The sequence below is a fragment of the Pseudomonas xanthosomatis genome, assembly GCF_019139835.1.
Classification (GTDB): Bacteria; Pseudomonadota; Gammaproteobacteria; order Pseudomonadales; family Pseudomonadaceae; genus Aquipseudomonas; species Aquipseudomonas fakonensis.
In genome coordinates this window covers 1890614-1903478 of the sequence record NZ_CP077075.1, presented here as the reverse complement: position 1 = coordinate 1903478, position 12865 = coordinate 1890614, and the positions used below count along the sequence as shown (strand labels likewise).

The 12865-nt window shown below is 64.5% G+C and carries 11 protein-coding genes and 1 pseudogene; 7 read left to right on the top strand and 5 right to left on the bottom strand.

Translation table 11 applies throughout. From position 1 onward, the window contains the following. Positions 1-27: 27 nt before the first annotated feature. Entirely contained in the window at positions 28-1503 is a 1476-nt protein-coding gene (locus KSS93_RS08490; RefSeq protein ID WP_217887901.1) for a helicase HerA-like domain-containing protein, read from the bottom strand. A gap of 168 nt (positions 1504-1671) precedes the next feature. Between KSS93_RS08490 and KSS93_RS26885 the strand changes: the two are divergent. The 5 genes and pseudogenes from KSS93_RS26885 to gpgF all read left to right on the top strand — a co-directional run. After that, positions 1672-2688: pseudogene (locus tag KSS93_RS26885) on the top strand (HAMP domain-containing protein); the annotation flags it as partial. Between the two features lie 93 nt (positions 2689-2781). Next, positions 2782-3546 (top strand): methyl-accepting chemotaxis protein, encoded by a 765-nt coding sequence (locus KSS93_RS26880; protein WP_437182120.1) that lies wholly within the window; start codon positions 2782-2784, stop codon positions 3544-3546. Between the two features lie 425 nt (positions 3547-3971). Then, positions 3972-5093: an N-acetylglucosaminyl phosphatidylglycerol synthase gene (gene gpgS / locus KSS93_RS08480; protein ID WP_217887899.1), complete on the top strand. Its 1122-nt coding sequence runs from the start codon at positions 3972-3974 to the stop codon at positions 5091-5093. Then, positions 5086-5850 carry an N-acetylglucosaminyl phosphatidylglycerol deacetylase gene (gpgD, locus tag KSS93_RS08475; protein ID WP_217887898.1) on the top strand — a complete coding sequence of 255 codons (765 nt, stop codon included), beginning with the start codon at positions 5086-5088 and terminating at the stop codon, positions 5848-5850. The genes gpgS and gpgD overlap by 8 nt, the downstream gene beginning before the upstream one ends. Next, entirely contained in the window at positions 5847-6839 is a 993-nt protein-coding gene (gene gpgF, locus KSS93_RS08470; RefSeq protein WP_217887897.1) for a glucosaminyl phosphatidylglycerol flippase, read from the top strand. Before gpgD ends, gpgF begins: the two co-directional genes overlap by 4 nt. Positions 6840-6980: 141 nt before the next feature. On the opposite strand, the gene purU is transcribed toward gpgF, so the two are convergent. After that, the gene (gene purU, locus KSS93_RS08465; RefSeq protein ID WP_217841973.1) at positions 6981-7832 is read right to left on the bottom strand and encodes a formyltetrahydrofolate deformylase; all 852 of its coding nucleotides are present in this window, start codon (positions 7830-7832) and stop codon (positions 6981-6983) included. Positions 7833-8133: 301 nt separating this feature from the next. Here purU and mvaT point away from each other — a divergent pair, with 301 nt between their 5' ends. After that, the gene (gene mvaT, locus KSS93_RS08460; RefSeq protein WP_217887896.1) at positions 8134-8511 is read left to right on the top strand and encodes a histone-like nucleoid-structuring protein MvaT; all 378 of its coding nucleotides are present in this window, start codon (positions 8134-8136) and stop codon (positions 8509-8511) included. 264 nt (positions 8512-8775) lie between these two features. On the opposite strand, the gene sbcB is transcribed toward mvaT, so the two are convergent. The 3 genes from sbcB to KSS93_RS08445 form a co-directional block, all read right to left on the bottom strand. Next, positions 8776-10206 carry an exodeoxyribonuclease I gene (gene sbcB / locus KSS93_RS08455; RefSeq protein WP_217887895.1) on the bottom strand — a complete coding sequence of 477 codons (1431 nt, stop codon included), beginning with the start codon at positions 10204-10206 and terminating at the stop codon, positions 8776-8778. A gap of 62 nt (positions 10207-10268) precedes the next feature. Beyond that, positions 10269-10628, bottom strand: a complete 360-nt coding sequence (locus tag KSS93_RS08450; protein WP_217887894.1) for a PilZ domain-containing protein — start codon at positions 10626-10628, stop codon at positions 10269-10271. Positions 10629-10752: 124 nt separating this feature from the next. Continuing rightward, positions 10753-11139, bottom strand: a complete 387-nt coding sequence (locus tag KSS93_RS08445; protein WP_217887893.1) for a tol-pal system YbgF family protein — start codon at positions 11137-11139, stop codon at positions 10753-10755. Between the two features lie 181 nt (positions 11140-11320). On the opposite strand from KSS93_RS08445, the gene pyk reads away from it, so the two are divergent. Continuing rightward, on the top strand, positions 11321-12775 hold the full coding sequence (gene pyk / locus KSS93_RS08440; protein WP_217841968.1) for a pyruvate kinase: 1455 nt from the start codon (positions 11321-11323) through the stop codon (positions 12773-12775). The last annotated feature ends 90 nt before the right edge of the window (positions 12776-12865 follow it).

Below are 12865 nucleotides of genomic sequence, written 5' to 3'. Positions count from 1 at the left end.
TGGCCCCGCGATAGGGCCGGCACAGGCCTACCGTTTCTTCCCGCCCAACAACGACCCCATCAACCCCCGCACCAACTGCCGCCCCAGCTGGTTGGCCGCCTGGCGCACCGCCGACTTGATCGCCTGCCCGGCCGCGCTCTGCAGAAAATCACCGGCTTTATCGGCCAGGCTCTGCTCCTCAACCTTGGGCTGCGGCGCCGGCTCCACCGGCTCGCCCTTGCGCCGGGTAAGCATTTCATAAGCCGACTCACGGTCGAACGGCTTGTCATAGCGCCCGGCCAGAGGCGAGGCGGCCACCAGCGCGCTGCGCTCGGCCGTGGTCAACGGTCCGATGCGCGACTGCGGCGGGGCAATCAGCACCCGCTGCACCATGGCCGGGGTGCCCTTGTCTTCGAGGGTACCCACCAGCGCCTCGCCGATACCCAGCTCGGTCAGCACCGCCAGGCTGTCGAATGCAGGGTTGGGGCGAAAGCCATCGGCCACCGCCCGCAGCGACTTCTGCTCCTTGGCGGTGAACGCGCGCAAGCCATGCTGGATGCGCAACCCCAGCTGGGCCAGCACGGCGTCGGGCAGATCGCCTGGCGACTGGGTGACGAAATACACCCCCACACCCTTGGAGCGGATCAGCCGCACCACCTGCTCCAGGCGGTCCTGCAAGGCCTTGGGGGTGTCGTTGAACAGCAGGTGCGCCTCGTCGAAGAACAACGCCAGCACCGGCTTGTCGGCATCACCGCGCTCGGGCAACTGCTCGAACAACTCGGCCAGCAGCCACAGCAGGAAGGTCGCGTACACCTTGGGCGCCTCGTGCACCAGGCGGCTGGCATCGAGCAGGTGAATACGCCCGCGCCCGTCCGCGGCCGGGTGCAACAGGTCCTCGAGCTGCAGGGCTGGCTCGCCGAACAGCGCCTCGGCGCCCTGCTGCTCCAGCGTGGCCAGGCGCCGCAACAACGCCTGGGTAGAGGCGCTGGTCATCAGCGCACTGTCCTCGCCCAGCAATTGCGGGTTGTCCTTCAAGTGGGCCAGCAACGCCTTGAGGTCTTTCAAATCGAGCAGCAGCAAGCCTTCACGGTCGGCCACCTTGAACGCGGCATACAAAGCCGCTTGCTGGCTGTCGGTCAGCTCCAGCAGGTTGCCCAGCAACAACGGCCCCATTTCGCTCAAGGTGGTGCGCAGCGGGTGGCCGGACTGCCCTGCGACATCCCACAGGGTTACCGGGTAGGCCTTGGGCTGGTGCCCGAGCCACGGCATGCTGGCAATCCGCTCGGCCACCTTGCCCTGGGGCGCGCCCGCCGCCCCCAGGCCGCACAAGTCGCCCTTCACATCGGCCGCGAACACCGCCACCCCGGCATCGCTGAACAGCTCGGCCAGGTGCTGCAGGGTGACGGTCTTGCCGGTACCGGTTGCCCCCGCCACCAGTCCGTGGCGGTTGGCCAGGCGCAGGCTTTGCGATACAGGCTGGCCATCTGGGCACATTCCTACAATCATTTTTGAAATATCCGACATGACGCACCACCCTCCGCTCAAGTTCTGCCCGATGACTGCCGATAGTTCGTAGTGATTAATTCCTGCATTTCGGTAGCCCCCGTAAGGATTCACGGGACCAGTTGCACTGTTTTCTACCGTGCTTTGTGCGAACGACCCGATAAAAACCTTAGCGGACGCGATCACGTCATGAATAAAAGCCTTCGTTTCAGCCACAAGATTCTCCTGGCAGCATCACTGATCGTGATCCTCGCCTTCAGCCTGTTCACCCTCTACAACGACTACCTCCAGCGTAATGCCATTCGCGCCGACCTGGAGAACTACCTCGGCGAGATGGGCGATTCCACCTCCACCAACATCCGCAACCTGTTCGAAGGGCGCATCAAGCTGGTGGAGAACGTCGCCCAGAACCTGGCGCAGAACCCCCAGAACATCGGCAGCCAGCTGGGCATGAACGCCCTGACCTCGAGCTTTCTGACCATCTACCTGGGCCAGCCCGACGGCACCTTCACCGTGCGCCCCGACGCCAAGATGCCCGACGGCTACGACCCGCGCGTGCGCCCCTGGTACAAGGACGGCCTGAACGCCAGCGGCCCGATGCTCACCGAGCCGTACATCGACATGGCCACCAACAAGATGGTCATCTCGATCATCAGCACCGCTTCGCGCTCGGTCGGCGTGGTCGGCGGCGACCTGGCCCTGGACGGCCTGGTAGAGATCATCAACTCGCTGAACTTCGGCGGCATGGGCTATGCCTTTTTGGTCAACGACCAAGGCAAGATCCTGGTGCACCCGGACAAGAACCTGGTGATGAAGTCGCTGTCGGACCAGTTCCCGCAGAACACGCCAAAACTGTCCCGCGAGCTGACCGAAGTCGAAGTGGACGGTAAAACCCGCCTGCTGACCTTCACCAAGGTGCAGGGCCTGCCGTCGGCCAACTGGTACATCGGCCTGTCGGTAGACAAGGACAAGGCCTTCAGCATGCTCAGCAAGTTCCGCACCTCGGCGGTGATCGCCACCCTGGTGGCGGTGGTGATCATCATCGCCCTGCTCGGCCTGCTGATCCGCGTGCTGCTGCAGCCGCTGCACACCATGACCCGCGCCATGGAGAACATCGCCGAAGGCGAAGGCGACCTGACCCGCCGCCTGGACATCCACACCCACGACGAATTCGGCACCCTGGGCACCGCCTTCAACCGCTTCGTCGAGCGTATTCACGGCTCGATCCGTGAAGTGTCGTCGGCCACCGAGCAGGTCAACGAAGTGGCCCTGCGGGTGATCAGCGCCTCCAACTCGTCGATGAGCAACTCCGACGAGCAGTCCAACCGCACCAGCAGCGTCGCTGCGGCCATCAACCAGCTTGGCGCCGCCGCCCAGGAGATCGCCGGCAACGCCGCCCAGGCCTCGCAGCACGCCAGCTCCGCGCGCCTGTTGGCCGAGGAAGGCCAGCAAGTGGTGCAGCGCAACATCGAGGCGATGAACCGCCTGTCGGACCTGATCGTCAGTTCCAGCGGCCATATCGAGACGCTCAACAGCAAGACCGTCAACATCGGCCAGATCCTCGAGGTGATCACCAGCATCTCCCAGCAGACCAACCTGCTGGCGCTCAACGCCGCCATCGAGGCCGCCCGCGCCGGCGAGGCCGGGCGTGGTTTCGCCGTTGTAGCCGACGAAGTACGCAACCTGGCGCACCGCACCCAGGAGTCGGCGCAGCAGGTGCAAACCATGATCGAAGAGTTGCAGGTCGGCGCCCGCGCCTCGGTCGAAACCATGGACCAGAGCCAGCGCCACAGCCAGGACAGCATGGACATCGCCAACCAGGCCGGCGAGCGCTTGGGCAGCGTGACCCAGCGTATCGGCGAGATCGACGGCATGAACCAGTCGGTGGCCACGGCAACCGAGGAGCAAACCTCGGTGGTCGACTCGATCAACATGGACATCAACGAAATCAACATGCTCAACCAGGAAGGCGTGGAAAACCTGCAGGCCACCCTACGCGCCTGCTCGGACCTGGAGCAGCAGGCCGGGCGCCTCAAGCAACTGGTCGGCAGCTTCCGTATCTGACCCCTCCCCCCTGTAGGAGCCGGCTTGCCGGCGATGGGGCCAAACCTGCCAGCACAAGGGGCCTGTATCGGCCCCATCGCTGGCAAGCCAGCTCTCATAGAACTGCACATAACTCATTGATTTAGCAGGGACCTGTGGGAGCGGGCTTGCCCGCGAACACCGGCGAAGCCGGTGCCAGACACCGCGTCGCCTGCTTCGCGGTGGTTCGGCACCCCGACAAGCCCGCTCCCACAGGGGCCGCGGCGGGCTCGTGCCAGTTCTCTGCGCGACAGCGCAGCCCGAAAGGGCTGGGTGATCTCCTACAAGGGCCAGCCCTTCCGGCCAACCCCGATCGAACAAACTATCCTTCTACAAGGTCAATCTTCAGGCGAGTCATCGTCGGCCATTACCGGCAGATGACAGACCCCGAAGACGATCCCGGAGGGATGCTGATCGTGCACATCGCCGACATCACCATGTTCTACGCCCCGGCCAGTGGCGGCGTACGAACCTATCTTGATGCCAAGCACCGCCGCCTCGACGCCATGCCCGGCGTACGCCACAGCCTGCTGATCCCCGGCGCCAATGCCGGCCATACCGACGGTATCTATCAGGTGCCCGCACCACCCCTGCCGTTCGGCAACGGTTACCGCTTTCCGCTGCGCCTGGCGCCCTGGTGCAAGGAACTGCGCCGCCTGCAGCCCGACCTGATCGAAGTCGGCGACCCCTACCTCACCGCCTGGGCTGCGCTCGAAGCGCGGCGCAAACTCGATGTGCCGGTGATCGGCTTCTACCACTCCGACCTGCCACTGCTGGTGAGCAACCGCATGGGCAACTGGTTCACCCCCAATGTCGAGGCCTATGTCAGCAAGCTGTACGGCAACTTCGACCGGGTGCTGGCACCCAGCCAGGTGATGGCCGACAAACTGCGCCGCCTGGGGGTGAAAGACGTGCACGTGCAGCGCCTAGGGGTGGATCTGGCGCTGTTCAACCCCGCCCGGCGCGACCCCGGCCTGCGCGCCGAGCTGGGCATTGCCGACAACCGCCGCCTGCTGGTATTCGCCGGGCGTGGCTCGCGGGAGAAGAACCTGCCGGTGCTGCTGGACTGCATGCGCGCCCTGGGGCCGGGCTACCACCTGCTGCTGGTGGGCTCGAACATGCCCGCCAACGTCGCCGGCAACGTCAGCGTGATCGACCACTTCTGCCCGCCCCACGAAGTCGCCCGGCTGCTGGCCAGCGCCGATCTGCTGGTACACGCCGGCGACCAGGAAACCTTCGGCCTGGTGATCCTCGAAGCCATGGCCAGCGCCACCCCGGTGGTGGCCGTGCGCGCCGGCGCCTTCGGCGAAATCGTCCCCCCGCAGTGCGGCCGCCTGTGCCTGCCCAACGACGGCCAGGCCATGGCCACGGCGGTGCGCGAAGCCTTCGAAGAAGGCGTGCACAGCCTCGGCGCCCAGGCCCGCCGCCACGTCGAGCAGCATTACAGCTGGGACAACGTGGTCAGCGGCCTGCTGTCGCATTACCAGGCAGTGCTCGGCCACACGCCGCAGGCCCGCGCCCATGGCTGACGACCACGCTGCCCGCCCCAGCCTGATGCTGGTGCTGCACGATGTGGCGCCGGAAACCTGGCCGGACTACCAACCCTTGGTCGAGGCCGTCGACGCGCTTGGCGGCGTGCCCATGACCTGGCTGGTGGTGCCCGACTTTCACCACCGCAACGCACTCAGCCGCTCACCGGCCTTCTGCCGCCTGCTCGAAGAGCGCATGGCCCGGGGCGATGAACTGGCCCTGCATGGCTACTACCACGCCGACGACGGCCCGCCGCCGCGCAGCCCGCGCGAGTACTTCATGCGCAGGCTCTACACCCACGAAGGCGAGTTCTACGGCCTTGACCAGGCCGCCGCGTTGCAGCGCCTGCAGGCCGGGCTGCAGCTGTTCGAGCGGCAAGGCTGGCCAGTTGCAGGTTTTGTCGCACCGGCCTGGCTGATGAGCGAAGGCACCCGCCAGGCCCTGCGCCAGCTGCCGCTGCGCTACACCAGCACCCCGCAGCACCTGTACCGCCTGCCGGACTTCACCGCTATCGAGGCCCCTGGGCTGGTGTGGAGTGCCCGCAGTGCCTGGCGCCGCGGCCTGTCCAAGGTCGTCAGCGACTGGCAATGCCGGCGCTGGCGGCACGCCAGCACCCTGCGTCTGGGCTTGCACCCGGTCGACATGCGCCACGCCGGCGCGCGCAACTACTGGCTCGACACCTTGCAAACGCTGTTGGCCCAGGGCCGCGAGCCGTTGACCAAGTCAGCCTGGCTGGACCGCCAGGTCGCCCCATGAACCGCTTGGCCTGGCTGGGCCTGGCACTGCTGCTGGCGATGCTGGTACCAGCCCTGCTCGGCGGTGGCGAACTGTTACCGCGCCTGCGCAGCTTCGCCCCTGGGCTGATGCTGCAACTGCTGGGCATGATCCTGCTGTGCTGGGTCATCAACGCCGCGCGCCTGCGCCTGTTGCTGGGCCAGCAGGGCGCAAGACTCGGCCGGGTGCGCAGCCTGGGGGTGGTGATGGCCACCGAATTCGCCATCTGCACCACCCCCGGCGGCAGCGGCGGGCCGCTGGCGCTGATGGCGTTGCTTGGCCGCGAGCGTATCCCGGCCTCGCGCAGTGGCGCGGTGTTCGCCATGGACCAGCTCAACGACCTGCTGTTCTTCTTCTGCGCCATGCTGGCGATTGCCGCCTACGCGCTGTTCCACCGCCTCGGCCACAGCCAGCAGAGCATGCTGCTGGGCAGCGCGCTGATGCTGTGCGCCGCCCTTGCTGGCGTGCTGGCCCTGCTGCGCTATCGGCGCGGGGTGATAAAGACTTGTGGCCGGCTATTGCGGCGCCTGGGCGTAGCTGCGCCACGGCGGCGGCGTTGGGCACGCAAGCTGCTGCGCTTCGTGCACGCCCTGGCCGACACCTGGCGCCTGCCCAAGCGCACCCTGGCCTTGGTGTTCAGCCTCACCTGCGCGCACTGGTGCCTGCGCTACAGCGTGCTGTACCTGGTGTTGCAGGGGTTGGGGGCGAACCTTGCGTGGGTGCCGAGCTTTCTGGTGCAGATGCTTGCGCTCAGCGCTGGCCAGTTCAGCCTGCTGCCGGGCGGTGCCGGGGCGGCGGAGCTGACTTCGGCGACCTTGCTGACACCGTTGGTGGGGAGTTCGACGGCGGCCGCGGCGATTCTGCTCTGGCGCGCGGTTACCTACTACTTTTACCTGCTGGCCGGGGGGCCGGTGTTTCTGTGCCTGCTGGCGCGCCCGTTGCTGGCGCGCTGGCGGCGTCAGGCGGGTTGAGCGCTTGCCACAAGGCGGCGGCACCGGGGAACTCGGTGCCATCCTCCTCGCCCAGCGCGTCCGGGTCGAAGCGCGCCAGGCAACCCTCGCCCAAGGTCGGTGGCGCCGAGGCGCCGGCCTTGTCGCGAGGGTCGGCCATGCTCAGTCGAACACCACGGTCTTGTTGCCGTGCACCAGCACGCGGTCTTCGAGGTGATAGCGCAGGCCACGGGCCAGCACCATCTTCTCGACGTCACGGCCGAAGCGCACCATGTCTTCGATGCTGTCGGCGTGGCTGACACGCACCACGTCCTGCTCGATGATCGGGCCGGCGTCCAGCTCTTCGGTGACGTAGTGGCAGGTCGCACCGATCAGCTTCACCCCACGCAGGGAGGCCTGGTGGTACGGCTTGGCACCGACGAACGACGGCAGGAAGCTGTGGTGGATGTTGATGACCTTTTCGGCGTAGTCGCGGCACAGCTGCGGCGGCAGGATTTGCATGTAGCGGGCCAGCACCACCACGTCGGCGCCGTGCGCCTCGACCAGGCGCGACACTTCGGCGAAGGCCGGGGCCTTGTCCTTGGGGTCGACCGGTACGTGGAAGAACGGAATGCCGTGCCACTCGACCATGCTGCGCAGGTCGTCGTGGTTGGAGATCACGCAAGGGATCTCGCAGTCCAGCTCGTCGGTGTGGAAGCGATGCAGCAGGTCGGCCAGGCAGTGCGACTCGCGGCTGGCCATCAGCACCACGCGCTTTTTCTGCGCCGAGTCGGTGATGCGCCAGGTCATGGAGAACTCTTCGGCAATCGGCGCGAAGGCTTCGCGGAACGCCTCGATACCGAACGGCAGCGATTCGGCGCGGATCTCATGACGCATGAAGAACCAGCCGCTCTGCTCGTCGGAGTGGTGGCTGGCTTCATTGATCCAGCCATTGTAGAGGGCCAGGAAATTACTGACTTTCGCCACGATACCGACACGGTCGGGGCAGGCAATCACCAGTCGATAGGTGCGCATGGGACAAGCTCCAGAACTTCGCAAAGGGGCACATTCTAGCGGCCCGCCGGAAAAAACGCAGTAATGTTCGACGGCAGGAAGCCATTAAGCTGTGCGTGCAATCCTACGGGGTATTTCCCTGCGTCCCACGGGGAAATGGCCATTAGCCTCGACACTAAGTAAATTTTTCTTAACCAAACAGCAAACCGGCCAATTCAAGGCGGCTAATTGATTCAATACTTTTTTAATTGTTTACTTGAGAGTATTGGCTGTCTATTATTACCGGCACTGCCTTCCCGAACATGCACTCAAGGAACTCTCCATGTCCCTGATCAACGAATACCGCGCTACCGAAGAAGCCATCAAAGAACTTCAGGCCCGCCTGACCAACCTGCAGCAAGATGGCAAACTGCAGAAAGAACTCGACTTCGAAAAGAAGCTGCGCGAGCTGATGGCCGAAAACGGCAAGTCGCTGCGTGACGTCATTGCCCTGCTCGACCCGGAAAGCAAACTGAGCAAGGCCCCACGTGGCGCCGCCAAGCCAGTTGCCACCAAGCGCGCGCGCAAGGTCAAGCAATACAAGAACCCGCACAATGGCGAGGTTATTGAAACCAAGGGCGGCAACCACAAAACCCTGAAAGAGTGGAAAGCCAAGTGGGGCGGTGACACCGTCGAAAGCTGGTCCACCCTGCTGGACTGATTCGGGCCTGTACCGTTTCGGTTTCACGAAAAAAAACGCCGGCACTTGCCGGCGTTTTTTATTTGTGCGCTGTAGAACACATCACAACTCGCCGGGTTATTACGGCCCCTGTAGGAGCGGCCTCGTGCCGCGAAAGGGCTGCGAAGCAGCCCCGGGGATTTCCGCCTCATGCAAGATTGCCGGGGCTGCTACGCAGCCCTTTCCGGCCGGTCCGGCGCCCCGGCAAGGCCGCCCCTGCACAGAGCTCGCGGCGCGGCCTATGCCTCACAAGGCAAAGCGCCCCTTCAACTGCGCAACATGCTCAAGCCAGGCCTGCAATACCTGCCGCCCGGCCTCGTCGGCCTCCGGCATACGCGCCTGGCAAGCCAGCTCAAAGTCAGCCACGGTATTCGGCGCGCCCAACTGCGGGCTACTCAAGCGTTGCTGGCAGAACGCATGCCAGCGCGCCGACTCCTCAGCACTCAGGGTATCGGCAAAGTTGCGCGCCCGATAACGGAACAACAGCTCCGGCAAACGCGGGTCATCGAACATCCAGTTGGCCCCGCCCAATTGCGCAGGTTCTGCATTGCGAACTTGCTCACACAAACGCCGGTCACGGTCGCCGATGAAACCGTCATACAACTGCTGCTCCGGATCTTCGCTGGCGGCAAAGCCTTCTTCCTCAAAGATGACTTCCAGCTTGTCACGCCAGAGCGCCTGCTGATTGGCCAGTTGTTCGGCGCTGCGTTGCAACGCTGACATATCCAGCCCCAACCGCTGTTGATCGGCGGGGCGCACCACCGACAAGGGCGCCAGTACCGGGCAGCGGTTGATGTGGACCAACTTCAGCGGAACCGGTAATTGCCCTGCAGGCATTTCTTCGCGACGAGTGTACAAACGCTGACGCAGTACTTCGGCACTTTCCTGCAACAGCGGCGCGCTGTCCTGGCCCAGGTCACAAACAATCAGGGCATTGCGATTGCGCGGGTGCCAGGCCAGTGGCTGCACCACGCCGATGTAATTGCGCTCGGCAGAAAAGCGCCCGGAAATATGCACCAAAGGCTGCAACAGGCGAATCTGCTCCATCACCTTGTGCTTGCTGCGCAACTGGAACAACCAGTCATACAACTTGGGTTGTTTCTGGCGAATCAGCCGCGCCAGGCCAATGGTCGCCCGTACGTCGGAAAGCGCCTCGTGGGCATGGCCGTGCTCCAGGCCGTTGGCCTTGCTCAGCAGCTCCAGGCGCAGGCTGGTGCGGCCATCCTGCTGCGGCCACTCGATGCCCTCGGGGCGCAGGGCATAGGCGGTGCGCACCACGTCGATCAGGTCCCAGCGGCTGTTGCCGCCCTGCCACTCACGGGCATAAGGGTCGAAGAAGTTGCGGTACAGGCTGTAGCGGGTCACTTCATCATCGAAACGCAGGGTGTTGTAGCCCGCGCCACAGGTGCCAGGGCGCGCCAGCTCGGCGTGCACCCGGGTCATGAAGTCGGCTTCGCACAGGCCCTGGTTTGCCAGTTGCTGCGGGGTGATGCCGGTCACCAGGCACGCCGCCGGGTGCGGCAGAATATCGTCGCTGGGGCGGCAGAAAAGGTTGATCGGCGCCTCGATCTCGTTGAGGTCGAGGTCGGTGCGCACACCGGCCATCTGCAACGGGCGGTCGCTGCGCGGGTTGATGCCGGTGGTTTCGTAGTCGTGCCAGAAAATGCTGGTGCTCACGGGGTCTTCCTGTATCGAGGTCGACCAGAGTCTAGCGGCCCATGGCGGGCTGCGGCCAGCCTTCAGACAGCGGCGTTCTGCGGGCGGAAGCTGAAGAACTCGCGCAGCGAGCGTACGAAGGCGTCGTACTCGGGCGGTGCCTGCAACAGCATGAAGCCGGCATCGAAATGCCCGGGGGTCTGGTCTTCACGGCACCACAGGCAACTTGCGGTGAGGTTGATGAACTGCAGCCCGCCGCCCGCCAGCGGCACGCGCAGTTGCAGCTCGAAGTCAGGCCCCACCAGTACCGGCAGGTGGCTGATGAGCATCAGGCCGTCTTCGGAGGCATTGCCCAGGTAGCCGAGCTGCTGGTCGGTAAAGCGGTTGTAGACCTTGAGCACGCAAGGCAATTGATGACGTTCTATATGGCGTTCGACAAACATGGTCGTATGCGCGGTCCTGTACCGGGGCCAGGAATACACGGTACTGGCAATGAAGGTGACTACACAATTGCAAGATTAGCCCAGTCGAAGCCAGCCTTTAAATGAAATGAATGACACCTTGGGATTATCGCCAAGGTGTGGTGTTGGCCGGGTTGGCTACCGCCGCTTCGGTACCGCGCAGGTGGCCCAGTTTGTCGAGGGTCTGCAGGCGCGCCTGGGCACGGTAGGCGTACTCGTTACCCGGATATTGCTGAATCATGTACTGGTAAGTTTGCGCCGCATCGACGTAGAGCTTCTGGCGCTCCAGGCACTGACCGCGCAGCAGCGACACCTCTGGGTGGATGAACGGCCGCGAACGGCTGGTGCGGTCGACCTGCGACAGCTCCAGCATCACCCGCGAGCAATCGCCGCGGTCGTAGGCGCGGTAGGCGTTGTTCAGGTGGTGGTCCATGGACCAGCGGGTGCAGCCGACGACACTGGCCGCCATGGTCAAAACGATCAGGGTGCGCATGGGAATTCTCCTTTGATGGGCAGTGTATCGGCCTTTTGCGTCAAATCTTCACAGGCTTTTGCAAGCATACGCCCACCGTTCAAACGCTACCTTGGTTCAGGTGCAGGTAGTGCAACGGAACAATGACTACAGCGTAATTGAGGAGTAGCCTTTCGCTGCGCTTCACTATAGGAGTCTGTGCATGACCATCCGCCGTACCAAAATCGTCGCCACCCTTGGCCCCGCCAGCAATTCGCCGGAAGTGATCGAACAGCTGATCCTCGCCGGCCTGGACGTGGCACGCCTGAACTTCTCCCACGGCACCCCGGACGAGCACAAGGCCCGCGCCCGCCTGATCCGCGACATCGCCGCCAAGAACGGCCGCCACGTCGCGCTGCTGGGCGACCTGCAGGGTCCGAAGATCCGCATCGCCAAGTTCGCCAACAAGCGCATCGAACTGAAAGTCGGTGACAAGTTCACCTTCTCCACCGCCCACCCGCTCACCGAAGGCAACCAGGATATCGTCGGCATCGACTACCCCGACCTGGTCAAGGACTGCGGCGTAGGCGACGAACTGCTGCTCGACGACGGCCGTGTGGTGATGCGCGTCGAGACCGCCACCAGCGATGCCCTGCACTGCGTGGTGATCATCGGTGGCCCGCTGTCCGACCACAAAGGCATCAACCGCAAAGGTGGCGGCCTGACCGCACCGGCCCTGACCGAAAAAGACAAGGCCGACATCAAGCTGGCCGCGGAAATGGACCTGGACTACCTGGCCGTGTCATTCCCGCGTGACGCAAGCGACATGGAATACGCCCGCAAGCTGCGTGACGAAGCCGGCGGCAGCGCCTGGCTGGTGGCCAAGATCGAACGCGCCGAAGCGGTAGCCGACGACGAGACCCTCGACCAGCTGATCCTCGCCTCCGACGCTGTCATGGTTGCCCGTGGCGACCTGGGTGTGGAAATCGGCGACGCCGAGCTGATCGCCATCCAGAAGAAGATCATCCAGCACGCCCGCCGCAACAATAAAGCGGTGATCGTGGCGACCCAGATGATGGAGTCGATGATCCAGAACCCGATGCCGACCCGCGCCGAAGTGTCCGACGTGGCCAACGCCGTGCTCGACAACACCGACGCGGTGATGCTGTCGGCCGAAAGCGCCGCCGGCAGCTACCCGATCGAAGCGGTACAGGCCATGGCGCGTATCTGCTCGGGCGCCGAAAAGCACCCGACCAGCCAGAAGTCCAGCCACCGCCTGCACACCACCTTCGAGCGCTGCGACGAGTCCATCGCCCTGGCGGCGATGTACACCGCCAACCACTTCCCCGGCGTCAAGGCGATCATCGCCCTCACCGAAAGTGGCTACACCCCGCTGATCATGTCGCGCCTGCGCTCGCACGTGCCGATCTTCGCGCTGTCGCCGCACCGCGCCACCCAGGCCCGTGCCAACATGTTCCGTGGCGTCTACCCGATTGCCTTCGACCCGGCCTCGCTGCCGGCCGACAAGGTCAGCCAGGCAGCCGTCGACGAACTGCTCAAGCGCGGTCTGGTCGAGCAAGGCGACTGGGTCATCCTGACCAAGGGTGACAGCTACCACACCATCGGTGGCACCAACGGCATGAAGATCCTCCACGTGGGTGACCCGCTGGTCGGTTGATTCACGCGCAGTCCCTATCGCGGGGCAAGCCCGCTCCCACGCATCAGGCATCACCTGCGTGGGAGCGGGCTTGCCCCGCGATCGTTTCAA